This window comes from Pseudomonas sp. FW215-R2 (assembly GCF_058789255.1).
In genome coordinates this window covers 1-26,202 of record NZ_JBYTBO010000037.1, presented here as the reverse complement: position 1 = coordinate 26,202, position 26,202 = coordinate 1, and the positions used below count along the sequence as shown (strand labels likewise).

At 59.6% G+C, this 26,202-nt stretch carries 29 protein-coding genes and 1 pseudogene; 11 read left to right on the top strand and 19 right to left on the bottom strand.

What is annotated here, in order from left to right:
* Positions 1-46: 46 nt before the first annotated feature.
* On the bottom strand, positions 47-1,219 hold the full coding sequence (locus AC3WRD_RS29160; RefSeq protein ID WP_102622689.1) for an aspartate aminotransferase family protein: 1,173 nt from the start codon (positions 1,217-1,219) through the stop codon (positions 47-49).
* A gap of 102 nt (positions 1,220-1,321) precedes the next feature.
* On the opposite strand from AC3WRD_RS29160, the gene AC3WRD_RS29155 reads away from it, so the two are divergent.
* The 3 genes from AC3WRD_RS29155 to AC3WRD_RS29145 all read left to right on the top strand — a co-directional run bounded on the left by AC3WRD_RS29155 (position 1,322) and on the right by AC3WRD_RS29145 (position 3,268).
* Entirely contained in the window at positions 1,322-2,227 is a 906-nt protein-coding gene (locus AC3WRD_RS29155) for a LysR family transcriptional regulator (protein WP_102622688.1), read from the top strand.
* 57 nt (positions 2,228-2,284) lie between these two features.
* Positions 2,285-2,689 (top strand): GNAT family N-acetyltransferase, encoded by a 405-nt coding sequence (locus AC3WRD_RS29150; protein ID WP_102622687.1) that lies wholly within the window; start codon positions 2,285-2,287, stop codon positions 2,687-2,689.
* Positions 2,690-2,752: 63 nt separating this feature from the next.
* Positions 2,753-3,268 (top strand): DUF6622 family protein, encoded by a 516-nt coding sequence (locus AC3WRD_RS29145; protein ID WP_102622686.1) that lies wholly within the window; start codon positions 2,753-2,755, stop codon positions 3,266-3,268.
* A gap of 18 nt (positions 3,269-3,286) precedes the next feature.
* On the opposite strand, the gene msrA is transcribed toward AC3WRD_RS29145, so the two are convergent.
* The 3 genes from msrA to msrB are packed head-to-tail and all read right to left on the bottom strand — an operon-like array spanning position 3,287 to position 6,377.
* On the bottom strand, positions 3,287-3,991 hold the full coding sequence (msrA, locus tag AC3WRD_RS29140; RefSeq protein ID WP_102622685.1) for a peptide-methionine (S)-S-oxide reductase MsrA: 705 nt from the start codon (positions 3,989-3,991) through the stop codon (positions 3,287-3,289).
* 15 nt (positions 3,992-4,006) lie between these two features.
* Positions 4,007-5,815: a cytochrome c biogenesis protein DipZ gene (locus AC3WRD_RS29135; protein ID WP_102622684.1), complete on the bottom strand. Its 1,809-nt coding sequence runs from the start codon at positions 5,813-5,815 to the stop codon at positions 4,007-4,009.
* A 43-nt stretch (positions 5,816-5,858) separates the two neighbouring features.
* Positions 5,859-6,377 carry a peptide-methionine (R)-S-oxide reductase MsrB gene (gene msrB / locus AC3WRD_RS29130; protein WP_102622683.1) on the bottom strand — a complete coding sequence of 173 codons (519 nt, stop codon included), beginning with the start codon at positions 6,375-6,377 and terminating at the stop codon, positions 5,859-5,861.
* A gap of 151 nt (positions 6,378-6,528) precedes the next feature.
* Between msrB and AC3WRD_RS29125 the strand changes: the two genes are divergently transcribed.
* From AC3WRD_RS29125 to AC3WRD_RS29115, 3 genes are all read left to right on the top strand, one after another.
* The gene (locus AC3WRD_RS29125) at positions 6,529-7,245 is read left to right on the top strand and encodes a response regulator transcription factor (protein ID WP_102622682.1); all 717 of its coding nucleotides are present in this window, start codon (positions 6,529-6,531) and stop codon (positions 7,243-7,245) included.
* Positions 7,242-8,762 (top strand): sensor histidine kinase, encoded by a 1,521-nt coding sequence (locus tag AC3WRD_RS29120; RefSeq protein WP_102622681.1) that lies wholly within the window; start codon positions 7,242-7,244, stop codon positions 8,760-8,762. The genes AC3WRD_RS29125 and AC3WRD_RS29120 overlap by 4 nt, the downstream gene beginning before the upstream one ends.
* A 120-nt stretch (positions 8,763-8,882) precedes the next feature.
* Positions 8,883-9,587: a hypothetical protein gene (locus tag AC3WRD_RS29115; RefSeq protein WP_102622680.1), complete on the top strand. Its 705-nt coding sequence runs from the start codon at positions 8,883-8,885 to the stop codon at positions 9,585-9,587.
* 70 nt (positions 9,588-9,657) lie between these two features.
* Here the strand turns inward: AC3WRD_RS29115 and AC3WRD_RS29110 are convergent, their stop codons facing one another.
* From AC3WRD_RS29110 to hmpA, 11 genes are all read right to left on the bottom strand, one after another.
* Complete coding sequence (locus tag AC3WRD_RS29110) at positions 9,658-10,149, bottom strand: RidA family protein (protein WP_085709372.1); 492 nt, start codon at positions 10,147-10,149, stop codon at positions 9,658-9,660.
* A 199-nt stretch (positions 10,150-10,348) separates the two neighbouring features.
* Positions 10,349-10,663, bottom strand: coding sequence for a helix-turn-helix domain-containing protein (locus tag AC3WRD_RS29105; RefSeq protein WP_096822807.1), 315 nt, complete (start codon positions 10,661-10,663; stop codon positions 10,349-10,351).
* On the bottom strand, positions 10,660-11,004 hold the full coding sequence (locus AC3WRD_RS29100) for a toxin (protein WP_096822808.1): 345 nt from the start codon (positions 11,002-11,004) through the stop codon (positions 10,660-10,662). The genes AC3WRD_RS29105 and AC3WRD_RS29100 overlap by 4 nt, the downstream gene beginning before the upstream one ends.
* 125 nt (positions 11,005-11,129) lie before the next feature.
* On the bottom strand, positions 11,130-12,017 hold the full coding sequence (gene cyoE, locus AC3WRD_RS29095; RefSeq protein WP_085668163.1) for a heme o synthase: 888 nt from the start codon (positions 12,015-12,017) through the stop codon (positions 11,130-11,132).
* Between the two features lie 10 nt (positions 12,018-12,027).
* On the bottom strand, positions 12,028-12,363 hold the full coding sequence (gene cyoD / locus AC3WRD_RS29090; protein WP_065261339.1) for a cytochrome o ubiquinol oxidase subunit IV: 336 nt from the start codon (positions 12,361-12,363) through the stop codon (positions 12,028-12,030).
* A complete protein-coding gene (locus tag AC3WRD_RS29085) occupies positions 12,363-12,989 on the bottom strand; it encodes a cytochrome o ubiquinol oxidase subunit III (protein ID WP_007956720.1) in 627 nt (208 codons plus the stop codon). Before AC3WRD_RS29085 ends, cyoD begins: the two co-directional genes overlap by 1 nt.
* Before the next feature lie 3 nt (positions 12,990-12,992).
* Positions 12,993-15,023, bottom strand: a complete 2,031-nt coding sequence (gene cyoB / locus AC3WRD_RS29080; RefSeq protein ID WP_096822810.1) for a cytochrome o ubiquinol oxidase subunit I — start codon at positions 15,021-15,023, stop codon at positions 12,993-12,995.
* Positions 15,024-15,026: 3 nt separating this feature from the next.
* Positions 15,027-15,968 (bottom strand): ubiquinol oxidase subunit II, encoded by a 942-nt coding sequence (cyoA, locus tag AC3WRD_RS29075; protein ID WP_096822811.1) that lies wholly within the window; start codon positions 15,966-15,968, stop codon positions 15,027-15,029.
* A gap of 823 nt (positions 15,969-16,791) precedes the next feature.
* Positions 16,792-17,301 carry a disulfide bond formation protein B gene (locus AC3WRD_RS29070; RefSeq protein ID WP_025109264.1) on the bottom strand — a complete coding sequence of 170 codons (510 nt, stop codon included), beginning with the start codon at positions 17,299-17,301 and terminating at the stop codon, positions 16,792-16,794.
* A gap of 25 nt (positions 17,302-17,326) precedes the next feature.
* On the bottom strand, positions 17,327-17,887 hold the full coding sequence (locus AC3WRD_RS29065; RefSeq protein WP_102622679.1) for an ester cyclase: 561 nt from the start codon (positions 17,885-17,887) through the stop codon (positions 17,327-17,329).
* Positions 17,888-18,044: 157 nt separating this feature from the next.
* Positions 18,045-19,226: an NO-inducible flavohemoprotein gene (gene hmpA / locus AC3WRD_RS29060; protein WP_102622678.1), complete on the bottom strand. Its 1,182-nt coding sequence runs from the start codon at positions 19,224-19,226 to the stop codon at positions 18,045-18,047.
* A gap of 163 nt (positions 19,227-19,389) precedes the next feature.
* Here hmpA and norR point away from each other — a divergent pair, with 163 nt between their 5' ends.
* From norR to AC3WRD_RS29035, 5 genes are all read left to right on the top strand, one after another.
* Entirely contained in the window at positions 19,390-20,943 is a 1,554-nt protein-coding gene (gene norR, locus AC3WRD_RS29055; RefSeq protein WP_102622677.1) for a nitric oxide reductase transcriptional regulator NorR, read from the top strand.
* Between the two features lie 125 nt (positions 20,944-21,068).
* Positions 21,069-21,971, top strand: a complete 903-nt coding sequence (locus AC3WRD_RS29050; protein ID WP_096822815.1) for a chemotaxis protein CheV — start codon at positions 21,069-21,071, stop codon at positions 21,969-21,971.
* A gap of 27 nt (positions 21,972-21,998) precedes the next feature.
* A complete protein-coding gene (locus tag AC3WRD_RS29045; protein WP_102622694.1) occupies positions 21,999-22,457 on the top strand; it encodes a GNAT family N-acetyltransferase in 459 nt (152 codons plus the stop codon).
* Between the two features lie 62 nt (positions 22,458-22,519).
* The gene (locus AC3WRD_RS29040; RefSeq protein ID WP_102622676.1) at positions 22,520-22,837 is read left to right on the top strand and encodes a hypothetical protein; all 318 of its coding nucleotides are present in this window, start codon (positions 22,520-22,522) and stop codon (positions 22,835-22,837) included.
* An 87-nt stretch (positions 22,838-22,924) separates the two neighbouring features.
* The gene (locus AC3WRD_RS29035) at positions 22,925-23,674 is read left to right on the top strand and encodes a YkgJ family cysteine cluster protein (RefSeq protein WP_102622675.1); all 750 of its coding nucleotides are present in this window, start codon (positions 22,925-22,927) and stop codon (positions 23,672-23,674) included.
* On the opposite strand, the gene AC3WRD_RS29030 is transcribed toward AC3WRD_RS29035, so the two are convergent.
* From AC3WRD_RS29030 to AC3WRD_RS29015, 4 genes and pseudogenes are all read right to left on the bottom strand, one after another.
* Positions 23,671-24,735: a methyl-accepting chemotaxis protein gene (locus AC3WRD_RS29030; RefSeq protein WP_404943113.1), complete on the bottom strand. Its 1,065-nt coding sequence runs from the start codon at positions 24,733-24,735 to the stop codon at positions 23,671-23,673. The two genes, AC3WRD_RS29035 and AC3WRD_RS29030, sit on opposite strands and share 4 nt — an antisense overlap.
* Positions 24,736-24,978: 243 nt before the next feature.
* A pseudogene (locus AC3WRD_RS29025) lies at positions 24,979-25,260 on the bottom strand (PAS domain-containing protein); the annotation flags it as partial.
* A gap of 147 nt (positions 25,261-25,407) precedes the next feature.
* Complete coding sequence (locus AC3WRD_RS29020; RefSeq protein WP_096822819.1) at positions 25,408-25,647, bottom strand: hypothetical protein; 240 nt, start codon at positions 25,645-25,647, stop codon at positions 25,408-25,410.
* 111 nt (positions 25,648-25,758) lie between these two features.
* The gene (locus tag AC3WRD_RS29015) at positions 25,759-26,064 is read right to left on the bottom strand and encodes a fimbrial protein (RefSeq protein ID WP_096822820.1); all 306 of its coding nucleotides are present in this window, start codon (positions 26,062-26,064) and stop codon (positions 25,759-25,761) included.
* Positions 26,065-26,202 lie beyond the last annotated feature (138 nt).

Below are 26,202 nucleotides of genomic sequence, written 5' to 3'. Positions count from 1 at the left end.
GGCTGCCTAAAATGATCGGCAGCCACTTCAGACGCAATCAAGAGGGTCACTTTGCCTCAAGTATCCGTCCCATCCCCCTGACAATCATCCCCACCTCCCGCTCATCAATCGTCAACGGTGGCAGCAACCGTATGGTTTTGCCCCGGGTGATGTTGATCAGCAGTCCATGATCCCGCGCAGCAATCAGTGTCAGGTCGCGAATCGGCTGTTTCAGTTCGATGCCGACCATCAACCCTTGCCCACGAATTGCCAGCACATTCGGATTGCCCACCAGTTCCGCGTGCAAGCGACTGAGCAGGCGCTCACCTTGAATCCGCGCATTTTCCAGCAGGCCTTGTTCCTCGATGATCTCGAGCACGGTGCAGCCGACCCGGCAGGCCAGCGGATTTCCGCCAAACGTGCTGCCGTGGCTGCCAGGGGTAAACAGCTCCGCTGCCCTGCCCCGGGCCAGGCAAGCACCAATCGGCACACCGTTACCCAAGCCCTTGGCGAGGGTCATGACGTCGGGAACGATACCCTCATGCTGGAACGCAAACCAGCGCCCGGTCCGGCCTATGCCGGTCTGGATTTCGTCGAGCATCAGCAGCCAGGCGTGGCGGTTGCAGAGTTCGCGCAGGGCTTTCAGGTAACCCGGTGGTGCCATTTGCACGCCGCTTTCGCCCTGGATCGGCTCGACCAGAATCGCCACGATCCGCTCGCCATGTTGCTGCTGCACCTGCTCCAGTGCTTCAAGATCACCAAACGGCACTTTGACGAAATCACCTGGTAGATCGTTGAAACCCAGACGTACCGCCGGGCCATCGCTGGCTGACAAAGTGCCAAGAGTACGACCATGAAACGCATTGGCCATGACCACCACCAGCGGCTGCTCGATCCCCTTGCGCCAGCCGTGCAGACGCGCCAGTTTCAGCGCGGTTTCATTGGCCTCGGCGCCAGAGTTGTTGAAGAACGCCCGCTCCATTCCCGACAGCTGCGTCAATTTCAGCGCCAACTGCTGCTGCCAGTCGATGCTGTAGAGGTTGGATGTGTGCAGCAGTAATCCAGCCTGTTCGCTGATCGCCGAAACGATCCGCGGGTGCGAATGGCCGACATTGGTCACCGCCACTCCCGCGACGGCATCGAGGTACTCGCGACCGGCCTGATCCCACAGACGGGTGCCCAGACCTTTGGTGAAACTCAGGGCCAGCGGTTGGTACGTGTTCATCAGGGCGGCGGTCATGACTTCAAACTCCAGTGAAGGTCGGTGTGTTTGCAGTATGGTTAGCCACCAGAGCTGGATAAACTCGGGAAAACTTCAATCATTTAGAAGCAGGACTTGATAATGGATCTGTTCCAGTCGATGAGCGTCTACGTCAAAGTCGTGGAAGCCGGCAGCATGACCAAGGCCGCCCTGCAGTGCGAAATGTCCACGACCATGGTCGGCAATCACCTTCGCGCACTGGAACAGCGACTCGGTGTGCAACTGTTGCAACGCACCACCCGGCGTCAGCGGCTGACCGAATTCGGCACGGTCTACTACCAGCGTTGCCTGGAAGTATTGGGGCTCGTGACAGACTCCGAACGTCTCGCCGAACAAACCATGGATGAGCCGCGCGGCCTCCTGCGCATCACCGCACCGCTGACTTTTGGCGTCGAACGACTGGCTCCCGCGCTAAGCGAATTTTCCCTGCAATACCCGCAGGTAAAAATGGATGTGGTCCTGACCAACCGCCGCCCTGACTTGATGGAGAGTGGTCTTGATGTTGCGTTCCGGCTGGGGCATTTCGAGCAGTCGAATCTGATCGCCCGGCCATTGATCGACTACACGCTGACCGTCTGCGCCTCTCCGGAATACGTAGCCCGGCGCGGCATGCCACTGACGCCCGAAGACCTGCAACAGCACGATTGCCTGTCATTCGCCTACCCCGCCGGCGATGACTGGCAATCGGTGGAAAAACGCTGGCGACTGAGCGGCCCGGAAGGCGAAATCATGATCGACGTCAGTGGGCCGATGCTGATGAACACGTCCGCCGGTTTGCATCAGGCGGCCCGCACCGGCATGGGCATCGTGATGCTGCCGGATGCACTGGTGGAACAGGATCTGCGCGACGGCAAACTGGTCACGGTGATTCCCGACTACCAACCGCCGAGCCGCCCATTGCACCTGCTTTATGCTCAGGATCGCTATCGACTGCCAAAGCTTCGGCGCTTCGTTGAGTTTGCGATGCAGACGTGGGGGAAAAGCTGACTACGCTTGGCATCGGTTCAATAACAATCACTTGGTCATCAAGGACACGATCACCCAATGAAAAACGATCTGACGGTACGCGATCTACTACCCGCCGAAACGGAATCGGTGCGGTTGTTTCTCGGGCAGCACGGCTGGGCGCATCGAGTCGGATCCGCGGAGCATTTTGCGCAGTTGATTCAAAACTCGCAGCGGACGGCCGTCGCGCTATCGGGCGAACAGATTATTGGCTTTGCCCGCGGCATCACCGACGGTTTGTCCAATGGCTACCTGTCGATGGTGGTCGTTGATGTGCAGCACCAACGCAAAGGCGTGGGCCGGGCATTGGTCGAACACGTGATGGGCGACAACCCCGACATCACCTGGGTACTGCGTGCGGGGCGCGAGGGAGCCGAAGCATTTTTTGCCAGCCTGGGGTTTGAAACCTCAGCGATTGCGATGGAACGCCCGCGATTGAAATAACGGGTACTGAATGCGACCTCGGCTATTATCCACCTTCTTCTTTTTCAGCATGGATGCTGCACGATGCTCACGATTCTGCAAAACACCCCGATACGGGCCTACGTGTTTTTACTGATTGTGGTTTATTTCGGGATCAAGGCGTTTTCTCCCCGCCGTGAAAGCCGTCTCTCGATGCTCATAACACCACCCGCATTTTTGGCGTGGTCGTTGTACTCCCTGAACTTGACGATCGACCCGGTCCTGTTTTTTAGCAGTTGGTTCGGCGCGCTGTTGCTGGGCGGCCTCTCGGCCTGGCTGGTTTTTTCCCGCAGGGGCGTGGTACTCGACGACTCCGCGACGGGGCTGATCATGCCGGGCACCGTGAAAATCCTGATCATGTTCCTGATGTTTTTTTTCGCAAACTATTACTTCGGGTATCAGGATGCCGTAAATCCGGAGCTTGCCGCGTCCCCCGACATGCTGCTGCTCAAGTCCACGGTGTCGGGTTTCATGTGCGGCCTGATCAGTACCCGCTCGCTGAAGCTCTACTGGGCACTGCGAGCCCTTGTTGCCCGACAGTCGCCCGTCACCGCACATTAACCATTGGATAACCGGTGATCACGATCCGCTTTTCACCAGCACCGGTTTCTCCTGATAACGCTGGGCAAACAACTGCTTCAACTGCGCCACTTTCGGCATGTCATTGATCACGATGTACGGATAGCTCGGGTGTTCGGTGAGGAAGTCCTGGTGATAGTCCTCTGCCGGGTAGAAGCCGTTGTAGGTTTCCAGTTTGGTCACGATGGGTTTGCTGTAGGCATGCGCCGCATCAAGCTGGGCGATATAGGCCTGTGCAACGCTTTGCTGATTGGCATTGACCGGGAACAGCGCCGAGCGATATTGAGTACCGCTGTCCGGCCCCTGGCGGTTGAGCTCGGTGGGGTTGTGGGCCACCGAGAAGTAGATCTGCAACAGGCTGCCGTAGCTGACCTGAGTGGGGTCGAAGGTGACTTGCACCGACTCGGCATGGCCGGTATCCCCTTCGCTGACTCGTTCGTACTCCGCCGTATTCGCCGCGCCGCCGGCGTAACCGGAAACGGCTTTCTGCACACCTTTGACGTGCTGGAAAACACCCTGTACGCCCCAGAAGCAGCCACCGGCGAACACAGCGGTTTCACTGTGTGCCTGGGTGTTTTCGTCGAGTGCCGGCGGCGGAATGACCACGCCCTCCTCGGCCCCGAAGGAAAACGCCGAGCACTGCGCGACAACCCCGGCCGTCGCGACGCCCAGCAGCAGACGACGCCAGATAGTTTGAGCTTTCATGTTCTGTACTCCTGATCAGCCGAAGGTAAAGGCGTAGGCCGACACGCCCGGATCGAGAAACTCGATGCTGAAGGTGCGGTCCTTCACGTCAGCGGTTTGCCGTACCAATTGATACAAGCGTTGTTCGGTCACGCGACCGCTGCCGTCAGGCGCCACGTCGACACCGTGGGAATCGCCCGGCGCCTGACCATCGATCATCACTTTGAAGCGCACCGGTTTACCGTCCGCCCCAGGGCCCAGCACTAGGTGCAGGTCGCGGGCATGGAAGCGATAAACGATACGACTGGCCGGCGCACTGGCGGTGGCACGCTCAGCACCGACCGCCCATTGGCCGCCGAGGCTCCAGTTGTTCAGGGCAAGATTTGCAGGTGTCTTGTAGGCCGCGACCTTGTCAGGCACCAGGCTGGTTTCCGGTACGAAATGTTCTGCGCGCTGGTAGCCGACGTAGGTTTCCGGTGACAGCACCTGATTCATGTCCGGTGCAAGCTGCACGCCTTGAGCGTCTGCGTTGATCAGGCCATCAGCCACGGTTTTTGCACCGGCCTCACGCAACAGTTGCTGGATGACTCGTTCCGACTCGGCGTAGTCCCCTTCGCCAAAATGGTGGTAACGAATGCGCCCCTGAGCGTCGGCAAAGTAATGCGCCGGCCAGTATTCATTGTTGAAAGCGCGCCAGATCTTGTAGTCGTTATCGATGGCTACCGGGTAGTTGATGCCCAGTTCCTTCATGGCTTTGGTGACGTTGCCTACATCACGCTCAAAGGCGAATTCCGGCGCGTGGACACCAATCACCACCAGCCCCTGATCGCGATACTTCTCGGCCCAGGCTTTGACATAAGGCAGCGTGCGCAGGCAGTTGATGCAGGAGTAAGTCCAGAAATCCACCAGCACCACTTTGCCCTTGAGTGCCTGGGCATCCAGCGGCGCGGAGTTGAGCCACTGCACTGCGCCATCAAGCGCCGGCAACTGACCTTCGACCGGCAGCGAGCCTGGTGCCTTGGCGGCCATTTTCATCGCGCCGCCGGCTGCCATCATGCTGCCGTTCGCCGCGTCATCCGCTGCGGGAATCTGCGCCATCATCGTGCCGTTGCCCTGAGGGGATCTGCCCGAGAGTTTGCCGACCAATGCCTGCTCCAGCCCACCGGTGGAGGCGGTCGAGAACCGCGCCAGAATCCCGGTATCAAGACCCAGTGCGATGGCGGCCACACCGGCCAGCATCGCGGCTCCAAGTCCGCGCCGGATCCACTCGCCAGTCCCGATCGAACGTTTCATCACCGCGAAGACCTTACCGCCCAGCAGCAACGCCGCAGCGAGCGAGGTCGCGGCACCGGCGGCGTAGGCCAGCAGCAACAACGTGGTGGCGATGCTTGCACCTTGCAGTGCGGCGCCGGTCAGAATCAGCCCGAGGATTGGCCCGGCGCAAGGCGCCCACAGCAGCCCCGTGGCGACGCCGATCAGAAACGAAGCGCCGGGACGCGGACGATTGTCCTGGCCGGCGGCCTGCGACAAGCGACTGCCGGCGGACACCAGCGGCCGGGTCAGACGCTCGGCCAGACGCGGCAGCAGCAGCGTCAGCCCGAACAGTGCAACGAACAGCAACGCGAGCCAGCGACCGTACTGATTGACTTGCACCACCCAACCGCCGCCCACCGCCGCCAACGAGGCGACGAGCGCGAAGGTCAGCGCCATCCCCGCCAACAGCGGCAAGCCACTTTTGATAAACGGCTGCCCGGTGCGAGCGAAGACAAAAGGCAGAACCGGCAGGATGCACGGACTGACGATCGTCAGCACACCACCGAGATAAGCGAGAACCAAGAGCCACATAGTGTCGTCCTGTTGTAAGTGAAGATCGCCGGCGAGCCACGACTCAGGCCGCCACGGGTTTGAAGGTCATGGCCAGACCGTTCATGCAGTAACGCAGACCGGTGGGTTTGGGCCCGTCGTCGAACACATGACCGAGGTGACCACCGCAACGCCGGCAGTGGACTTCCTCCCGCGTCATGCCGAAAGAACGGTCCTGACGTATGGCCACGGCGTGTTCCAGAGGCGCCCAGAAACTCGGCCAACCAGTGCGGCTGTCGAATTTGGTCTCGGACGAGAACAGCGCCAGATCGCACCCGAGACAGGCAAACGTGCCGGTCCGGTGTTCGTTGTTCAGCGGGCTGCTGTAAGCGCGCTCCGTGCCCTCTTTGCGCAGCACGTCGAATTGCTCATCAGTGAGCAACCCATGCCATTCACTGTCGCTGTGTGTCACTTCAAACGCTTCGTCGGCCAACGCCTCGCCGACCAACGCAGAGCCGGTGGATAACTTTGGCAATACACCGGCCAGAAAGGCTGTAAGCCCCAGCCCGCCGCCGGTTGCCAGAATCTGTCGCCGTGAAAACATGGCCGTCTCCCAAAATTCCAGATGCCTGTCGTGGAACACAGCCTAGGCTTGGGTTGATCGCCAAATCCTCACGGGAAGTTAAACAATTCGTGATAACTCGCCCGGAGGAAAACCCGCACAATGCGTTCATCGCGCCGAAGGATTGAGCTTCATGGAACAGACCAAACGCGTCCTGGTGGTCGAGGACGACCTGCACATTGCCGACCTCATCTGCCTGCACCTGCGGGACGAGCAATTCGAGGTGGTACACAGCGCCGACGGCGACGAAGGCATGCGCCTGCTGCAACAAGGTCACTGGGATGCGCTGATCCTCGACCTTATGCTGCCGGGGGTAGATGGTTTGGAGATTTGCCGTCGCGCCCGGGCCATGGCCCGCTACACGCCGATCATCATCACCAGCGCCCGCTCCAGCGAATTGCACCGCATTCTCGGCCTTGAACTGGGCGCCGATGATTACCTCGCCAAACCGTTTTCGATGCTTGAACTGGTGGCTCGGGTCAAAGCGCTGCTGCGTCGCGTGGACGCCATGGCCCGCAATCTGAAGATGGACGCCGGCAGCCTGAGCCTCAATGGCTTGACCATCGACCCGATCACCCGTGACGTGGCCCTCAACGGCCAGCGTCTGGACCTCACTCCCCGGGAATTCGACCTGCTGTATTTCTTCGCACGTCAGCCGGGCAAGGTGTTCTCGCGCATGGATCTGCTCAACGCGGTGTGGGGCTACAGCCACGAAGGCTACGAACACACGGTCAACACCCACATCAATCGCCTGCGGGCGAAAATCGAGGCCGATCCTGCGCAACCGGTGCGCATCCTCACGGTGTGGGGCCGCGGCTATAAATTCGGCACGAGCGCAGAGCAACCATGAAACTGACCCTGACGCAGCGCCTGTCTCTGGTATTTGCCGTACTGCTGCTGGCGTGCTGTGGCACGTCGGCGTGGTTGCAGGTGCGCTCCAGTCAGATGCATGAGCTGGAGGTGGTGCAGGGGCTGTCCCGGGATCTGGCGCAACACATCGCCCACGACACGGTGCTGATGGACAGCAACGGACTGATGCCCGGTGCGGTGCGCGAATTGTTCAGCCAGTTGATGCTGGTCAACCCGAGTGTCGAGGTGTACCTGCTCGACACCGAAGGCCGGATCGTCGGCAACGCGGCACCGGAAGGACGCCTGCGTCGGCAGACCGTCGATCTCGCGCCGATTCGACGATTGCTCAATGATCAACCGTTGCCGATCCTCGGCGACGACCCGCGCAGCGTCGATGGTCGCAAGGTCTTCAGCGCGGCGCCATTGCAGGTCAACGGCAAAGCGGCCGGTTACCTTTACGTGGTCCTGCTCAGCGAAGCGCACGACCGATTCGCCGAGCGCGGCGCCACCAGCGCGGCGCTCAACACCGCGCTGCTGTCCATCGGATTGGTTGCATTCCTGTGCCTGATTGCCGGCCTGACTGCATTCAATCTGATCACCCGGCCACTGCGACGACTGACCGAAACAGTGGGCCAATTCGACATCGACGGCGCACCGCAATCACTGCCCGTCGCGCCGACACCTGTGGACAAGTCCGCGGACCCGGATGAAATCGCCGTGCTCGACGCGGCGTTCCGGCAAATGCAAAACCGCCTCGGTGAACAGTGGCGTTCACTGACCCGTCAGGATCAGGAGCGCCGGGAACTGGTGGCGAACATTTCCCATGACCTGCGCACACCGTTGGCCTCGCTGCATGGTTACCTTGAAACACTGTCACTCAAGGACGCCACCCTGTCCCCGGAAGAGCGCCGTCGCTATCTGGGCATTGCCCTGGATCAGAGCCGCAAGGTTGGCGGACTCGCGCAATCGTTGCTGGAGCTGGTGCGCCTGGAACATGGATTCGTGCAGCCTGTGCTGGAGAAGTTTTCCCTGACCGATCTGGTACAGGACATCTTCCAGAAATTCGAACTGGGCGCCGAAGCCCGAAATGTTGCACTCAAGGCCAGCTTCAACACCAACCTGCCGACCGTCTGCGCGGACCTCGGGCTGATCGAGCGGGTGCTGACCAACCTGTTCGATAACGCCTTGCGCCATACGCCGTCGGGTGGCGAAATCGAACTCGGTCTGAAACCCCAGGGGGCCCTGGTTGAAATCACCGTCAGCGACACCGGCCCCGGCATCGCCGCCGAGTTGCGCGAGGGTTTGTTCCTGCGACCGTTCAATATCGGTGGTGCGCGACGCGATGGCGGCCTGGGCTTGCGAATCGTGCACCGGATCCTGCAACTGCACGGGCGCGAAATCCAGTTGCTCGATATCGCAGGACGGGGCGCGACCTTTCGCTTTTCGCTGCCGGTGGATCAACAGAACGCCGAACAGTGGATCGTACGTTCGATGAACCTGAATACGCCGGGCAAATAATCAACTCCACCGGGCCGTTGCTCCGTGACAACAACGTCCCGCTCCCCTAAATTAGTCGGCCTGAAAAAGCCCCCCGAGCTTTCTCGTCTCATCTCAAGTTAAAAAAGTAGTGAAATTTCAATGTCCGATTTCAACACCGCTGAATCCGTAGTCACCCTGTCGTCCAAAGCGGAATACGAAAACTCCATCAATCTTTCACAACACATCCCACAGGCGAAGATCATCAGCGAGATGGTGCTGGACGCGTTCCAGTCGAGCCGCGAAAGCGACCAGATCCGCGAGCTGCGCGCTGCGATCCGCCAGGCCCACGACCGCTTCGATGACGACCAGGCCTACGAGCTGATGGGTGAACTCAAGCGTCTGAAAGATGCCGAAGCCGCCGACATTACAGCGCTTGAAGACCTGAGCAGCAAATTCCCGATCAGCCGCATCCTGTCCAGCTTCAAGGACGACCCGGCGTTCCAGGAAATCGTCTACGGCCTGGCCCTGAAGGTACTGAACCAGACGCATCAGGCGATCAGCAATCCGAGCGGCGGCAAGAGCAAAGCCGCGCGCGCCAAGAAAGACGTCGAAGTGTTCAGCATCAGCAAGGACGGCATCAGCGTGACCCTGCCAATGCGCACGCCGCGTTCGCGCCTGAGCGTGGATCGTGAAGCACTGGAATTCCTCGGTTTCACCTTCGTCGGTGAAGGCGAAGAAGCCGAGCTCGAAGGCGAGACCTTCGTCGACAACGCCGGCACCGAGCACGCGATCAACCGCAAGAACATCATCACCGCGCTGCAACAGCAGACCGCGTTCGACGGTTACAGCATCGCCGCCCAATAAGCGCAGCGCTGACGAAAAAAGCCCCGCTCTGAATTTCAGGCGGGGCTTTTTGTTGTGCGGCTTTCAGCGATTACGCCGAAGGATGCACCGCTGCGATCATGTCGACTTCGATGGCGGCGTTTTTCGGCAACTGATAGACGCCGACAGTTGTACGCGTATGGCGGCCAGCATCACCCAACACATAACTGAAAACGTCGGATGCACCGTTGGCCACTTCGCTCAAGTCGACGAAGTCCGGGGTCGACTTCACATAGACCGTGACCCGCAATAATGCCCTGACCTTGTCCAGCGAACCGACTGCATCGACGATGAACGCCAGGCAACGCATGGCACTGATGCTCGCTGCGGCCTGCGCATCCTTGAGCGTCAGCTCCAGCCCGACCCGCCCCGGATACTGAATCTTGCCCTCGGTGCGCGGCACCATGCCACTGATGTACAGCTCATCGTGATGACGGACCAGCGGCGCGTAATTGCCACCCACCGTGTTCTCGCCATTGATGTCGTAATTCAGCTCTTTTGCCAGGGCAATGAAGCGCTCGTCGCAGGTCATCCTCTCAGTCATTTCGCCCAGCCTCTTGATCGATGCATGAAGAATTGCAGATTACGACAGTTGAACGCCGAACAGTGCATGGCGCCATAACTGACAGGGTTGGATCCAAATCTAGGGCTTTTACCGACACACCGCAACCTATGGTTGCTTGTACGAAAAAGCCCCGCACGACATTGAACGTGCGGGGCTCTATTTAGACTTGGAAACGACTTTAAACAGCGCTCAATCGCTCGACCATGTCAGGGAATTTTTCCACCAAACGGATCAGCAAGGCAGCCTGAGCGTTGGGCTTTGATTTCTCCTGCTCCCAGTTTCTGAGGGTGCTTGGACTTGTCCTGATTCGCCTGGCAAAAACTGCCTGTGACATGTGCAGTTTTTCCCGTAACGCTACGATTTCCTGAGCAGCGACTTCGGGGGCTGGTTTGTCCTCAAGTGTCGTATTACGTAGCGTGATTTTTCCTTCGCGTTGAGCCGCCATCTCATCAACGCCCTGCATCAATTCTGCAAACAGGTCGCGTTTTTTCATGGGGTACCTCGTGTTTTCAACTCTTTCTCTATGGCTCCTTTGAGCGCCCTCTCTTGATCGGCGGTCAAATTCTCAAGCTCATCTTTGTCATAAATCGCAAACATCCAAAACTGGCCATCATTCATAAGCCAATAATAGATAACTCGCAAGCCGCCTCGCCTGCCTTTACCACGACGAGCATCCGCCCAACGCAGTTTTCGGAAGCCACCGGTTCGTGGCATGACATCGCCTGCATGCGGATTGCTCTGCATGTAGGTCTGTAGCTCACGATATTCGTCGTCCGTGAGGTAATGACCCAGGTTTGCGGTGAACAGTGTGGTTTCAAAGAATATTGTTCTCATTCAAAAACTATAAGCAAATTGCTTATAGCTGGACAATAAACACCTTTCGTTGCGGATAAACAATCCTCAACAAAAAACCCCGCTCATCTCTCGATGAACGGGGTTTCTCGTACAGCGTTCGAACCTTACGGCGCGTACGTCAGCAACAGCTCGGTCGGCACCTTGAAGTCCAGGGACATCATGACGCTCAACGCGGTGATGGTGAAGATCGAGAACACAAACAGCTTGCGTGCCCAGACCGTGTCATCCACCGCCTTGTAGCCGGTCCAGGCCATGTACAACCAGTACATGCCCATGGCCGCGGCGACGGCGAGGTAGCTCATGCCGGCGTAGCCGCTGAAGGTCAGCATCAAGGTCGCCACGAGGAAGGCCAGGATGTAGAGCAGGATGTGCTTCTTGGCCACCTGGATTCCGCGCTTCACTGGCAGCACCGGAATCGATGCGGCCAGGTAATCGTTGAAGCGGAAGATCGCGATGGCATAGGAATGCGGCATCTGCCACAGGCTGAACATCACCAGCAGGGTCAGCGCGGCCATGTCGAAGCTGTTGGTCACGGCCACGTAACCGATCACCGGCGGCATGGCGCCCGACAGACTGCCCACCAGCGTGCCGTGAACCGACTTGCGCTTGAGGTACAGGCTGTAGAAGCCGACGTAGATGATGAAGCCGATCACGGCGAACAATGCAGCCAACGGGTTGGCCACCTTGTACAGCAACGCAACGCCGGCGACACCCAGGACGGTCGCATAGACCAGGGCCAGTTTCAGGGAGATCAAGCCCTGGACCAGCACCCGGTTCTTGGTGCGTTCCATCTTCAGGTCGATGTCACGGTCGATGCAGTTGTTGAACACGCAACCGGAGGCCACGACCAGGGAAGTGCCGATCATGGCGGCCAGGAACACCGCCAGATCTACATGCCCTTTCGAGGCCAGGAAGAACCCGCCTGCCACAGAAAGCACGTTACCGAAAATGATCCCCGGTTTGGTGATTTGGATAAAGTGCTTGAGCGACATCGGGTCTACCTCACTTCGCCATCATGAACGTGTGGATGCTGAACATGATCCACAGCGACAGGCCGACCAGCAGCAGGATCACGATGGCCGTAAAGACGAACGCGATCACGTTGTTACGCTGAGCCACGGAGCGGTCCAGGTGCAGGAAGTAATACAGGTGAACGATCACCTGGATCACTGCGAACAGCAGGACGATTGCCAGCGTGGTGGACTTCGGCAAGGTCGGGAACATCACCAGGCCGAACGGGATGACGGTCAGGATCACCGACAGGATGAAGCCGATGGCGTACGACTTTACGCTGCCGTGGCCAGCATCATGGCTGTCATGGGAGTGTGCATTAGCCATTACAGGGTCCCCATCAGGTAAACAACGGTGAATACGCAGATCCACACCACGTCCAGGAAGTGCCAGAACAGGCTCAGGCAGCTCAGACGGGTCTTGTTGGTCGCCGTCAGGCCGTGCTTGTTGACCTGGTACATCATGATGCCCATCCAGATCAGACCTGCGGATACGTGCAGACCGTGGGTACCGACCAAGGTGAAGAACGCCGACAGGAAGCCCGAACGGCTAGGACCGAAGCCCTCGGAGATCAGCAGGTGGAACTCGTTGATCTCCATGGCGATGAAGCCTGCGCCGAGCAGGAAGGTCATGAACAACCAACCCAGAACCTGCTGCTTTTTACCCTTGTACAACGCCAGCATGGCGAAGCCGTAGGTGATCGAACTGAACAACAGCAGAGCGGTTTCGCCCAGCACGTATGGCAGTTCGAAGATGTCGTGGCCCGACGGGCCACCGGCGACGTTGTTTACCAGTACCGCGTACACCGCGAAGATCGACGCAAACAGAATGCAGTCGGTCATCAGGTAGAGCCAGAAACCGTATACGGTCATCTCGCCCGAGTCGTGGTGATGGTCATCGTGCCCATGGTCATGACCATGAGCGTGTCCAGCATTGGTCACTAAGTTCGACATTGTTTAAGCCTGTTCCAACTTGGTTTCAACACGGGTTGCGGAAGCAGGGATCTTCCCGGCCGCTACCAGACGCTTGTGCTGCTCGGCTTCGATGCGCTCGATCGTTTCAACCGGAACCATGTAGCCCTGGTCGTCACGTGCAGCGTGGATCACGAAGTAGATGACAGTGCCGGCCAGGCTGGCGATCGCCAACCACCAGATGTGCCAGATCATCGCGAAACCGAACACGGTCAGCAGTGCGCCCATCACCACGCCAGTGGCGGTGTTGTTCGGCATGTGGATCGGTTCGTACTTGGCTGGAGCCTGGTACGCGGTACCGTTTTCCTTGGCCTCGGTGAACGGATCGATGCAGTCTGCTTTTGGCAGTACAGCGAAGTTGTAGAACGGAGGTGGCGACGAGGTCGACCATTCCAGGGTATGGGCATTCCACGGGTCACCGTGTTCGCACATGTTTTCTGGCTTGTTGCGGTCACGCACCGATACGTACAGCTGGATCAGCTGGCAGGCGATACCGACAGCGATCATCACCGCACCGAACATGGCAACGTACAGGTACGGTACCCACTCAGGGTTGGTGGTGGCGTTCAGACGACGGGTCATGCCCATGAAGCCCAGAGCGTAGAGCGGCATGAACGCGACGAAGAAGCCCGAGATCCAGAACCAGAACGCTGCTTTACCCCAGCCTTCGTGCAGCTTGAAGCCGAACGCTTTCGGGAAGTAGAAGCCGAAGCCTGCGATGTAGCCGAATACCGCGCCGCCGATGATCACGTTGTGGAAGTGAGCGATCACGAACAGGCTGTTGTGCAGAACGAAGTCAGCACCCGGGATGGCCAGCAGTACGCCGGTCATGCCGCCGATGGCGAAGGTCACCATGAAGCCCAGAGTCCACAGAACCTGGCTGGTGAAGCGCAGACGGCCCTGGTAGATGGTGAACAGCCAGTTGAACAGTTTCACACCCGTCGGGATGGAAATCAGCATCGTTGCCAGACCGAAGAAGGCGTTGACGCTGGCACCCGAACCCATGGTGAAGAAGTGGTGCAGCCAAACCATGAAGCCCAGTACCGAGATCGCGCCCGAAGCGTAGATCATCGAGTGGTGGCCGAACAGTTTCTTGCCGGTGAAGGCCGAGATGACTTCCGAGAAAATGCCGAAGGCCGGCAGGATCAGGATGTAAACCTCAGGGTGGCCCCATGCCCAGAACAGGTTGACGTACATCATTGGATTGCCACCAAGTTCATTGGTGAAAATGTGGAAATCCATGTAACGGTCAAGGGTCAGCAGTGCCAGGGTAGCGGTCAGGATCGGGAACGAAGCCACGATCAGAACGTTGGCCCAGGTGCAGGTCCAGGTGAAGATCGGCATGTCCATCAGTTTCATGCCAGGGGTACGCATTTTCAGCACGGTCGCGAGGAAGTTAACCCCCGTTAGCGTTGTACCCAGACCGGATAGCTGTAGCGCCCAGATGTAGTAGTCCATGCCCACGCCAGGGCTGTATTGCAGACCCGACAGCGGTGGATAGGCAACCCAGCCGGTCTTGGCGAATTCGCCGACGCCCAGGGACAGGTTGATCAGCACAACGCCGGACACCAGCAGCCAGAAGCTCAGGGAGTTCAGGAACGGGAAGGCAACGTCACGCGCGCCGATCTGCAGCGGCACTGCAAGGTTCATCAGGCCGGTGAAGAATGGCATCGCCATGAAGATGATCATGATCACACCGTGAGCGGTGAAGATCTGGTCATAGTGTTCAGGTGGCAGGTAGCCAGGCGAACCCTCGGTGGCCATGGCCAGCTGGGTACGCATCATGATGGCGTCGGCAAAGCCACGCAGCAGCATGACCATGGCAACGATGATGTACATCACACCGATTTTCTTGTGGTCGACCGACGTCAGCCACTCGGTCCACAGGTAAGTCCACTTCTTGAAGTAGGTGATTGCAGCGAACAACGCCAGACCACCGAGCGCGATCATCGAGATGGTGACCATCACGATCGGCTCGTGGAAAGGGATCGCTTCCCAACTTAATTTACCAAACATCGTTTACTCCTCTGCCCCGGCAGCTGAATGCGAATTCGAGTCCATATCCGTTGCCGCCACTTCTTTCTCTTTCTTCTCGTGCTTCAGCGGCTTGCCCGGTTTCATGCCTTCGTACTTGTCGACGATGGTCTGGAACAGGTTCGGCGTGACCGAGGAGTAGAGCTCGACTGGATTGTTCTGGCTTGGCTTGGCAAGGGCTGCGTATTCAGCTGGTTCAAGCTGTTTAGGTGCCTTTTTGACTTCACTTACCCAGGCGTCGAAATCTTCCTGAGAAGTTGCGATCGCTTTGAATTTCATACCGGTGAAACCAGCGCCGCTGTAGTTGGCGGAGATACCGTCCATTTCAGCGTTGCGGTCAGCGATCAGGTGCAGCTTGGTGGTCATGCCCGCCATCGCGTAGATCTGGCCGCCCAGGCCCGGGATGAAGAACGAGTTCATCACGGCGTCGGAAGTGATCCGGAAGTTGACCGGGGTGTGCGCCGGGAACACGATCTTGTTGACCGTGGCGATGCCTTGTTCCGGGTAGATGAACAGCCACTTCCAGTCCAGCGCGACCACTTCGATGGTCACAGGCTTGACGTCGGATTCGATCGGACGATACGGGTCCAGCTCGTGGGTCGACTTATAGGTGATGTAACCCAGAGCGATGATGATCAGGACCGGAATGGTCCAGACCGCCACTTCGATCTTGGTCGAGTGCGACCATTTCGGGGTGTAGACGGCGTTCTGGTTGGAGGCGCGGTACTTCCAGGCGAACAGGAAGGTCATGATGATGACCGGCACAACGACCAACAGCATCAGCAGCGTGGCGGTGATGATCAGGTTGCGCTGTTCCAGGCCGACCTGGCCCGTTGGATTGAGCAAGGTCATGTTGCAGCCTCCCAGCAACAACGTGCCGAGCAGCGGCACTAGGCCTAGTAATCTGGGGTACCTGTTTTTACTCATCTCACGACCTCTAAAGCAGCTTGCGCAATGCAGTTGGGTTTTGATCGCCAACACTTCACCCTGCCAAGGGTTGGCATTTTCTTTGGATTGAATAAGGGCCGCCCGTCGCGCGTCAGACGCTCGACAAATCCTGGGACAGCGGTCAGTTCTTATTCGAATTCGTGGTCAAAGGCCTTGTTACAGACCAATTCCATTTGGTGCGGAAAGTTGGAAGGCACCGACACCTGGGTGTCTCGCAAGCCTTTCGGCCGCTCGACACCCGACTTCCTGCTCAGTTCCTTATAAAGGCTGAACAGTGCCGGGAATTCAGTGCGGGCGATTGTAGATAGGTAGCGCCCTATACACCATGTCTTATCCCGAAATAATTTTTATCCGTTCGAGCAACAATCCATCACCATTTTTGCAAAAGTTCCGCATGTTATCGAAATCGATTCTCAACAAAAACACCAAAAAATGTAGGTCTATCGGCCTCAGTTCAGACAGCTCCGAAAGCTTTTTCTGACGTCGCGATCCGCGCAAAGCCCGATACCCCAAGGCTTTTGGCCATGTGCCAGCGTCTGTTAAAACTGCCTGATCCGGCACACGCGTGCAAAAACAGACAAACGCTGAAACAGACCAATCCTTTTTTGTAACAGCGCACCAATCCGTGCCTGTGAAACGCACTGCGACACAGCGCGTGTGACAACATGTCGCACACCTGTCGCACCCTCCCTTGCCGTTCGTCACGGTGTTTTCACAAAGACCCTGAAATGCAAAACGCCCCGATTTGCAGAACCGCAAATCGGGGCGTTTGTTTTATCGGCGCCGGGGCCGAAAAGTTGATTCAGCGCAGTGCTTTTCGGTTACGCGAAGTCAGCAGCGGCACCAGGATCACCACCAGCACGAAGGCCACCAGCGCCCATTGCGCCAGCGACAGACCGAGGATCGGCGGGTACGGCGTCGAGCAGAAACCGTCTACCTGAAAGCCCAGCGGGAAGATCTTCGCCAGCGGCAAATCATCGACGATCGGCTGCAGTACATCGATGCCGCAGCTCACTGCCGGGTAGAACTGGGTGTACACGTGATGCCCTGCGACACCGGCCCCGGCAATCGCGCAGATCACCACCAGCACTTCGAACACGGTGATGCTGCGGCGGGTGCGCATGGCCGCGCCGATGAACGCGAACAGCGCGATCAACAGCAAGGCATAGCGCTGCAGGATGCACAGCGGGCATGGCGCCTCGCCCAGCACGATCTGCATGTACAGCGCGCCGCCGATCAGCGCCAGGCAGATGATGCCCAGCAGCACCAGAAAGCGCCGCTCACGTCCCAATCGAATCGTTTCCTCGCTCATCGCGTTTCCCTTTCATGTCCATGGTTCAGCTGGCCGGCGGCTGCGCTTGCAGTTGCGCCATCAGGCTGATGTTGTCTTCGATATGCCAATTGGCCGCGATGCGACCGTTGTCGATCTGATAGATATCGGTTGCCCGGAAGTCTACACGCTGGCCCTGCCCTTTGAGAGCCTTGAACGTACCGGTGAAATGCCCGCGAAAGTGCAGATGCACCACCACGCGGTCACCGGCGACGATCATTTGTTCGATCTCGCAGCTCAAGTCCGGTACCGCCGTGCGAAAGAACTTCGACGCCAGCAGCGGTCCCGTCAGCCCTTGCACCCGGCCTTCCGGCGGGGTCTTGTCGACAAACTGCGGCGACAGGGCTGCAGTGGCCAACGCCTCTTCGCCAGTGTTCCAGAAACTGCCATAACGCCGCGCCGCCAGCTCCATTGCATCACGCTGGGCCTTGGGCAGGCTCTGATCGACGATCAGGGTCTGCGGCTGGATCAACGCGGATTCGGCAAAGGCAAACGGACTGGACAGCAAGGCAACCGACAGGCCCAAAGTGGCCAGGCTGAAACGGCGGGAGGAAGCGAAGTGCGACATGGGGGCGATCCTGATCATGTAAACGAACGAGCGCCTATCATCAGCATCGGGGAATAAACGATAAACCGGTTAAGAAACGATTAACCTTTAAACACTTTTTAAGAATCAGAACGGTTCGAAAAAAAGCGACCCGAGGATCTCGGGTCGCTCATCAGGCTTATTCCAGAGCCGCCGCCGGCCCGAAGAACTCGTAACGGCTCTGTTTCTCCGGCACACCCAGCGCCTTCAGGTGACGCTTGATCGCCCCCATGAAGCCTTTCGGCCCAAGGAAATAGGCGTCCACGTCACGCTGCGCCGGCAGCCACTCACCCAGTTGTTCCTGGCTCAGCAACCCGACCTTGTCCGCCGCCGGGCTCACGCCGTCATCTTCGGCGTAGCAATAGAAACGCTTGAGCTGCGGATGACGCTCGGCCAGACCATCGATCCAGTCACGGAACGCATGCACGCTGCCGTTGCGCGCACAGTGAATGAAATGCACCGGACGCTCGGTTTCCAGCGCCGCTTCCAGCATGGCCAGCGTCGGGGTGATACCGACGCCGCCGCTGATCAACACCAGAGGTTTGTCGCTGGCTGTCAGAGTGAACTCGCCCGATGGCGGGAACAGCTGGATGCTGGCGCCGACATGCAGTTGATCGTGCAGGTGATTGGACGCACGACCGCCCGGTTCACGCTTGACGCTGATGCGGTACTGGCCTTTGTTGGTCAGGGCGGACAGCGAGTAATTGCGGCGGATTTCTTCGCCGTCGAGCACCAGCTTCATGCCGATGTACTGCCCCGGCTCGGCCGCGAGGATCGGGCCTTTGTCCGCTGGTTCGAAGTAGAAGGAAATGATTTCCGCGCTCTCCTCGACCTTGGCCGCGACGATGAACTCCCGCGCCCCGCGCCAGCCACCAACGGCTTGTTCTTTCTGGTCATAGATGGCGGTTTCGGCACCGATCAGAATGTCGGCCAACTGGCCATAAGCAGCACCCCAGGCACTCATCACTTCCGGCGTGGCGATTTCTTCGCCGAGCACTTCGGAGATGGCGCGCAGCAGGCAGGTGCCGACGATCGGGTAGTGTTCCGGCAGAATCTGCAACGCCACGTGCTTGTTGATGATCTTGGCCACCAGATCGCCCAACTGGTCGAGTTGATCGATATGGCGGGCGTACATCAACACGCCGTTCGCCAATGCACGAGGCTGGTCACCGCTGGCCTGGTGAGCCTGGTTGAACAACGGGCGGACTTCCGGGTACTCGGAGAGCATCATGCGGTAGAAATGGGTGATCAGCGCTTCACCGCCGCTTTCCAGCAGAGGCACAGTGGATTTGACGATGGCACGATCCTGGACGCTAAGCATAAGGGTGACTCCTGAGCTTTCTCTAAAAGTGCCTTAACCGTTTCAGTTATCGTGCCAACTAAATTATCCATATAAATCAATAACTTGAAATTTATGTAGTCAGATCGACACAAGCACCTCTATAGTCGCTTCGACTACAACGCGTCTCTTTGACTACAAGATCATGTCTGCCAAATCCCTGCTGACCGCCCTGCTCCCACTGGTTTCCGACCTGTCCCGCGAACTGCCCGAAGGCGAGCGCTACCGGCGCCTGCTCGAAGCCATGCGCGCCCTGCTGCCGTGCGATGCCGCTGCGCTGCTGCGCCTCGATGGCGAGTGGCTGGTGCCGCTGGCTGTCGACGGGTTGAGCACCGACACCCTCGGCCGCCGCTTCAAGGTCAGCGAACACCCGCGCTTTGGAGTGCTCTTGGCCGGCGAAGGACCGACCCGTTTCGCAGCCGACAGCGATCTGCCCGATCCGTATGACGGACTGGTCGACGGCCTCGACGATCACCTCGAAGTCCACGATTGCCTCGGCTGTCCGTTGTTCGTCGATGAAAAACTCTGGGGCCTGATCACCCTCGACGCACTCGATCCGGAGCGCTTCGAACCGATCGAACTCGATGCCCTGCAGGCCTTCGCCAGCCTCGCTTCGGCCACAGTGAACGCCGCTGAGCGCATCGAACGACTGGCGATCCGCGCCGAGGACGAACACCAGCGCGCCGAGGTGTATCGCCAGGCCAGCGGCCAGCAGAATCGCGAAATGATCGGCCAGAGCAAGGCCCACAAACGGCTGGTGGAAGAGATCAATCTGGTCGGCGGCAGCGACTTGACCGTGCTGATCACCGGCGAAACCGGGGTCGGCAAGGAGCTGGTGGCCCAGGCGATCCACGCCGCTTCCAAGCGTGCCGACAAGCCGATCATCAGCCTTAACTGCGCGGCCCTGCCGGACACCCTGGTGGAAAGCGAACTGTTCGGCCACGTGCGCGGCGCCTTCACCGGCGCCACCAGCGACCGGCGGGGCAAGTTCGAACTGGCCAATGGCGGCACGCTGTTTCTCGATGAAGTCGGTGAGTTGTCGCTGACCGTCCAGGCCAAACTGTTGCGGGTTTTGCAGAGCGGCCAGTTGCAGCGTCTGGGTTCGGACAAGGAACACCAGGTCGATGTGCGCCTGATCGCCGCGACCAACCGCGACCTGGCCGAAGAAGTGCGCAGCGGTCGCTACCGCGCCGACTTCTATCATCGTCTGAGCGTGTACCCGTTGCGGGTGCCGGCGCTGCGAGACCGGGGCCGCGATGTGCTGCTGCTCAGCGGCTATTTTCTGGAACAGAACCGCTCGCGCATGGGCCTCAACAGCCTGCGCCTGAACAGCGACGCGCAAGAAGCGCTGCTTGCCTACACTTGGCCGGGCAATGTGCGGGAACTGGAACACCTGATCGGCCGCAGCGCGCTGAAAGCGCTGGGCAACTGCAAGGTGCGGCCGAAGATTCTCAGCCTGAGCGCGATGGATCTCGACCTGCCGCGCGAGGTTGTGGATAACTCGCCGGAGCCGGCCAGTGCCGTCGTCGCGATGCCGTTGATTTCCGGGGATCTGCGCGCAGCCACCGAGCAATATCAGCGGCAGTTGATCAGCGCAGCACTTGAGCGTCATCGGGACAACTGGGCCAGCGCCGCGCGTGAACTGGGGCTGGACCGGGCGAATCTGGGGCGCATGGCCAAGCGGTTGGGGATGAAATGACAGTCCCGCCGTCGGATTGGCGCCAGAATCCCTAAAGCCTGCCGGTTACAAGTCGATAACCCGGCATCAATAGTTTTCGGCGATTTCCACCCTCGCCCATCACCTTTTTTCCACAGAAGGTTTTTATGTCTTCCAACAAAGCCCGCGCAGATTCACTTTCGCTTCTGCTGTTTACCTTGCGCAGCGGCAAGCTGATGGCGATCAACCTGCTGAAAGTCAGTGAAATCATCCCCTGCCCGCCGCTGACCAAGCTGCCGGAGTCGCACCCGCACGTCAAAGGCATCGCCACCCTGCGCGGCGCTTCGCTGTCGGTGATCGACCTGAGCCGTGCCATCGGCGAGCGTCCGCTGGAAGACCCGAACGGCGGCTGCCTGATCGTCACCGACGTCAGCCGTTCGAAACAGGGTCTGCACGTGCAGGCGGTGAGCAAGATCGTGCATTGCCTGACCACCGACATCAAACCGCCGCCGTTCGGCTCCGGCGGTTCCCGCGCCTACATCACCGGGGTGACCTCGGTCGACGGCACTCTGGTGCAGGTGCTGGACATCGAAAAGGTCATCCACAGTATCGCCCCGGCGCAAATCGAGATGGCCCCGACCGACCTGAGCATGGAAGACGCCGAAGTGCTGGGCAACGCGCGGATTCTGGTGGTCGACGACAGCCAGGTGGCGCTCCAGCAATCGGTGCACACCCTGCGCAACCTCGGCCTGCAATGCCACACCGCCCGCAGCGCCAAGGAAGCCATCGACTGCCTGCTGGACCTGCAAGGCACGGCGCAGCAGATCAACCTGATCGTCTCCGACATCGAAATGTCCGAGATGGACGGCTACGCCTTCACCCGGACTCTGCGCGAGACCCCGGACTTCGCCCACCTCTACGTGCTGCTGCACACCTCGCTGGACAGCGCGATGAACAGCGAAAAGGCCCGTCTCGCCGGCGCCAACGGCGTGCTGACCAAGTTCTCTTCGCCAGAACTGACCCACTGCCTGATCGAAGCGGCCAAACACGTCGCCGCCCACGGACACTGAGCCTTGAGCGAAACGTTCTGTTTTCTGATGCGGCGCGACCTGAGCCAGGACGTGCCGGCCATCGAGTGGCCGAATGGCATCGAACTCACGACCTATAGCGCCGAACGGGCGCCCGCCGTGCATGAACTGATGCAAATCGGTTACCGCGAAGGTGGCGGCCGGGTATCGGCGCTGGATGTCTGGCAACAGCAGTTTGAAAACGATCCGGAATACGATCCCGCATTGTGCTTCATCGCCAGCGATGCAGACGGCGTCCTCGGCGTGGCGCAATGCTGGACCAGTTCCTACATCAAGAATCTGGTGGTGCATCCCCGCGCTCAGGGTCGTGGATTGGGTCGGGCGCTGCTGCTTCATGCATTCAAGGTGTTTCAGGATCGGCGCGAAGGCTTTGTCGATCTGAAGGTGCTGGAAGACAACCGTCGGGCGCAGAGCTTGTACGAAACGTCCGGAATGTATGTGGTCCGCCGGGAATTGGTGCCGGACTGACAAACTAAAATCCTGCGGCATACTCAAACCCTGGCGATCAAACCTCCAAGGATGCCCGAACCATGAAACGTCTCGCCCTCTCCGTGCTTTGTCTCATTGCCCCGTTTGCCCACGCTTCCAGCCCCGATGCCTGGGCCGCCCATGACAAAGCCGTACTCGCCAGCTGCACCAAGGCCAGCGGCCTGAAAGACGCCAAACCGGTCGGCAACGCTGCGCAATTCGATGACCGCGTCGGTTACACCGCACTATTGCTGCAAGGCCAGTACCCGCAAAAACACATGAAGGGCCAGCAAGGCACCGAGCTGTGCCTGTACAACAAAAAATCGAAAACCGCGTTCGTCACCGAATGGGACTCGATCCGCCCGACCGCCAAGCCCTGAGTGAATGGCGCACAACTTGCTTCAATCCAGGCCTGCATGGCGGCTTTACGTCGCCGTTTCACACCCTGATTGAAGATTGCCCGCTCAATGAATACGACGTTTTCCTGCGTAGGTTGCGGCAAATGCTGCACCGATCACCACGTGCCTCTCACGCTGGCCGAAGCCCGTATGTGGGCGGCTGACGGCGGTCAGGTGATCGTGTTGGTGGAGGCATTTCTCGCCAACGGCCTGGGCCTGCCGGAACAGCAGCGTGAGCATGCGCAGCGTCGTTCGGCGGTAGTGCGCAGCGGAAACTCCGACGCCCATGTGGCAATCACCTTCGCCGCCTACAACGTCGGGCCCTGCCGGAATCTTGACGAAGACAAGCTGTGCCGCATCTACGAGCGCCGGCCGCTGGTGTGTCGCATCTATCCCGCCGAAATCAATCCGCACATTCCGCTGAACCCTGCCGCCAAGGACTGCCCGCCGGAATCGTGGGAACAGGGACCGGAACTGATCGTCGGTGGTGAACTGGTGGATCAGGAACTGGTGACGCTGATCCAGCGCTCCCGTCAGGCGGATCGCGATGACATCCGGACCAAGGATGCGATTTGCGGGTTGCTTGGTATCCGCACCACGGCACTCAAGGGCGACGGGTTTACTGCGTACCTGCCGGACATGGGCGTGTTTGCCTCGGTCATCGATCAGGTCACCGCGCAGCCATTGAGCGAAGTGTCCAGTGAATGGCTGTTTCACCTCTCCGGTGATGATGTCGCCGGGCAAGTGCTGGCGGCGGGTGCACACGTGGTCACCAAGCCGCCGCAGACTTACGCGTTCATTTCCCTGCGCGCGGCCTAGGATCCCTGCCGCCGCCCCCAGAACTCCCGCGCCAGCGAACGCAAATCCCCCGCCAGCCCCGCCACGTCCTGTGAGTTGAGCTGGCTCTGGCGCCCTTCATCCACCGTCAATTCACACGCGGTACGAATACTGACGATGTTGCGGTTGATGTCCTCGCTCACCGCGCTCTGCTCCTCGACTGCGGCAGCAATCTGCAGGCTCATCTCGGTAATCTGCTCGACCCGGCCGCTGATGCCATCCAATGCCCGCGCCGCACGCTGGGCCTGTTCAACACTGTTATCCACATGCTCGCTGCTCTGCTGCATCACCAGCACCGCATCCCGCGCACCGTTTTGCAGGGTGCTGATCATCCGCTGAATCTCGTTGGTCGACTGCTGAGTGCGCTGGGCCAGACCCCGCACCTCATCGGCCACCACCGCAAACCCACGCCCGGCATCCCCGGCCCGCGCCGCTTCGATCGCAGCGTTGAGCGCCAGCAGATTGGTCTGCTCGGCGATGCTGCGGATCACCTCCAGCACCCCGGAAATCTCGCTGCTGTGACCTTCCAGTTGATGAATCACCTCGGTGGCCCGCCCCAACTCCTCCGCCAGCCGCAGCACGGCGCTACGACTCTCGCCGACCAGCAGATGCCCCTCACGGGTTTCCGTCCCCGCCATATCAGCCGCCACCGACGCCTGCTGCGCATGGCTGGCCACCTCGGCAACACTCGCCGCCATCTGATGAATCGCCGCCGCCACCTGATCGGTTTCCGCCTGCTGCGCCAGCGTACTGGTATGACTGCTGTGCAGATGATCCACCAGTTGCGCGGCATGCCCGGCCAGTCGTTGCGACGCATCACCGATCCGCCCGACCACCGCGCCAACCTGGGCTTCGAGCATCTGCAAGGCGAACTCGATCTGCCCGAACTGATCCCGCCGCCCGGTATAAATGCCCTGACTCAACGGATTGTCGGCAATCAGCCGGGCACGCTCGGTCAGACGTTCCAGTGGCCGCAGCAACCAGCCCACGCCCAGCGCACACGCGCCACTGCCGGCCACCAACGCAGCGGCTTCGATGCCCATGGACTCCGGCCGCAGCCAGGCTTCAATCCCCAGTACCACCACCAGCACCGAACTGGTCAACGCCATGATCCGCGCCCGCAACCCCAACACCGGCAGCCGCTGCCAACGCGACACCCGCTCCCCGCGCAACTGCGCGTAAGCCCGCTCTGCCGCAGCGACCTGCCGCGCATCCGGCCGGGTACGCACCGACTGAAACTCCACCGCCGCACCGTTCTGCGTGACCGGCGTGACATAGGCACTGACCCAATAGTGATCACCGTTCTTGCAACGATTCTTCACCAGCCCCATCCACGACCGCCCGCGCTTGAGCGTCTGCCACATATGGGCAAACGCCTGCGCCGGCATGTCCGGATGACGCAACAGGTTATGCGGCGTGCCCAGCAGCTCGTCACGGCTGTAACCGCTGATCTTGATGAAGTCGTCGTTGGCGTAGGTGATCGCGCTGGTCAGATCGGTGGTCGAGAGAATGTTCGCATCCGGCGCAACATCGACATTGCGCCCGGTCACCGGGAGATTGATCTTCATGGAAAGCGCGCTCGTTTTATTGGAAAGAGTCGGCAGGGCTGCTGACTCTAAGCGCACTAACTGGTTAAACGTTGATCTGGCTCAGGAACTGAGCACTTAGCCATCACTGTGATCGAAAATCACAGCGACGGCCGAGGCGGGAGTGAATCAGCGCTTGCCCATCGAACGGCGAGTGCCCGACGGAGCGACGCCCGGGATCTTGGCATGACGGTCACCGTCCTTGCCCTTGAACTGCGGCTGCTTGGCCGCTTTGGCAGCCGCAAGGTCACCTGGTTTGAACGGGAACTTGAAGGCCGGGATCTTGGCTTTGGTTTCGTTGGTTTCAGCATGCTCGGCCGTGACGTCGCTGATAGCGTCATCAACTGGCGGTTGGGTCGGGGAAGTCATAAAAGCTCCGCAAAGCAAAAAGTCGGGCCCGAACAGTGAGCCGCGAAGGCGCGCAGTATACCCGCGCGCCCAATATCGGCACCTGAAGATTTACACGGCACGCCGAACGGCCTACAGATAACTGATGGTGACAATGCCCTTGTCGCTCGAAGTCTTCAGCGCCTCATACGTGACGGACAACGGCAACGCCTCATGACTGCACGCATTGCGATAGGAATCGACATCAAGCGTCAGGCCAGGCTTGACCTCAACCTGCCGCGACGCCTTCGAACCCAACGCCCCGACACGCCCCACCTCACAACCGGAATCGACAATCCGCCCGCTGAACCGGATCTCACCGGAACTCGTCTGCGGCGCGGCAAAGACACAAAGCGGAAGCAAAACAAGCCCAGCCGATATCGCGATATTCAACTTCATGGCAAAGACACTCCCGAAAGACCCACCCCAATGGCGTCAGGGCCGTACACCGTGTATCCGCTGGTGGGGGCGGATCTTTAGAAGCGTAGATGGCGCGGGCCGGGAAAGATGAAAATCCAGAGATCGCCACCACCACCA

Coding starts and splice junctions, on each gene's coding strand:
- AC3WRD_RS29040 (WP_102622676.1), top strand. CDS start 22,520: ATGAAACGTCTCGCCCTCTCCGTGCTTTGTCTCATTGCCCCGTTTGCC.
- hmpA (WP_102622678.1), bottom strand. CDS start 19,226: ATGCTTAGCGTCCAGGATCGTGCCATCGTCAAATCCACTGTGCCTCTG.
- AC3WRD_RS29110 (WP_085709372.1), bottom strand. CDS start 10,149: ATGACTGAGAGGATGACCTGCGACGAGCGCTTCATTGCCCTGGCAAAA.
- AC3WRD_RS29065 (WP_102622679.1), bottom strand. CDS start 17,887: ATGTCGCACTTCGCTTCCTCCCGCCGTTTCAGCCTGGCCACTTTGGGC.
- AC3WRD_RS29100 (WP_096822808.1), bottom strand. CDS start 11,004: ATGAGAACAATATTCTTTGAAACCACACTGTTCACCGCAAACCTGGGT.
- AC3WRD_RS29160 (WP_102622689.1), bottom strand. CDS start 1,219: ATGACCGCCGCCCTGATGAACACGTACCAACCGCTGGCCCTGAGTTTC.
- AC3WRD_RS29070 (WP_025109264.1), bottom strand. CDS start 17,301: ATGAGCGAGGAAACGATTCGATTGGGACGTGAGCGGCGCTTTCTGGTG.
- AC3WRD_RS29015 (WP_096822820.1), bottom strand. CDS start 26,064: ATGAAGTTGAATATCGCGATATCGGCTGGGCTTGTTTTGCTTCCGCTT.
- cyoD (WP_065261339.1), bottom strand. CDS start 12,363: ATGGCTAATGCACACTCCCATGACAGCCATGATGCTGGCCACGGCAGC.
- AC3WRD_RS29085 (WP_007956720.1), bottom strand. CDS start 12,989: ATGTCGAACTTAGTGACCAATGCTGGACACGCTCATGGTCATGACCAT.
- msrB (WP_102622683.1), bottom strand. CDS start 6,377: ATGTTTTCACGGCGACAGATTCTGGCAACCGGCGGCGGGCTGGGGCTT.
- AC3WRD_RS29145 (WP_102622686.1), top strand. CDS start 2,753: ATGCTCACGATTCTGCAAAACACCCCGATACGGGCCTACGTGTTTTTA.
- AC3WRD_RS29035 (WP_102622675.1), top strand. CDS start 22,925: ATGAATACGACGTTTTCCTGCGTAGGTTGCGGCAAATGCTGCACCGAT.
- AC3WRD_RS29030 (WP_404943113.1), bottom strand. CDS start 24,735: ATGGGCATCGAAGCCGCTGCGTTGGTGGCCGGCAGTGGCGCGTGTGCG.
- AC3WRD_RS29050 (WP_096822815.1), top strand. CDS start 21,069: ATGTCTTCCAACAAAGCCCGCGCAGATTCACTTTCGCTTCTGCTGTTT.
- cyoE (WP_085668163.1), bottom strand. CDS start 12,017: ATGTCGCTCAAGCACTTTATCCAAATCACCAAACCGGGGATCATTTTC.
- AC3WRD_RS29105 (WP_096822807.1), bottom strand. CDS start 10,663: ATGAAAAAACGCGACCTGTTTGCAGAATTGATGCAGGGCGTTGATGAG.
- AC3WRD_RS29135 (WP_102622684.1), bottom strand. CDS start 5,815: ATGTGGCTCTTGGTTCTCGCTTATCTCGGTGGTGTGCTGACGATCGTC.
- norR (WP_102622677.1), top strand. CDS start 19,390: ATGTCTGCCAAATCCCTGCTGACCGCCCTGCTCCCACTGGTTTCCGAC.
- AC3WRD_RS29125 (WP_102622682.1), top strand. CDS start 6,529: ATGGAACAGACCAAACGCGTCCTGGTGGTCGAGGACGACCTGCACATT.
- AC3WRD_RS29155 (WP_102622688.1), top strand. CDS start 1,322: ATGGATCTGTTCCAGTCGATGAGCGTCTACGTCAAAGTCGTGGAAGCC.
- AC3WRD_RS29045 (WP_102622694.1), top strand. CDS start 21,999: ATGCGGCGCGACCTGAGCCAGGACGTGCCGGCCATCGAGTGGCCGAAT.
- msrA (WP_102622685.1), bottom strand. CDS start 3,991: ATGAAAGCTCAAACTATCTGGCGTCGTCTGCTGCTGGGCGTCGCGACG.
- AC3WRD_RS29120 (WP_102622681.1), top strand. CDS start 7,242: ATGAAACTGACCCTGACGCAGCGCCTGTCTCTGGTATTTGCCGTACTG.
- cyoB (WP_096822810.1), bottom strand. CDS start 15,023: ATGTTTGGTAAATTAAGTTGGGAAGCGATCCCTTTCCACGAGCCGATC.
- cyoA (WP_096822811.1), bottom strand. CDS start 15,968: ATGAGTAAAAACAGGTACCCCAGATTACTAGGCCTAGTGCCGCTGCTC.
- AC3WRD_RS29150 (WP_102622687.1), top strand. CDS start 2,285: ATGAAAAACGATCTGACGGTACGCGATCTACTACCCGCCGAAACGGAA.
- AC3WRD_RS29115 (WP_102622680.1), top strand. CDS start 8,883: ATGTCCGATTTCAACACCGCTGAATCCGTAGTCACCCTGTCGTCCAAA.
- AC3WRD_RS29020 (WP_096822819.1), bottom strand. CDS start 25,647: ATGACTTCCCCGACCCAACCGCCAGTTGATGACGCTATCAGCGACGTC.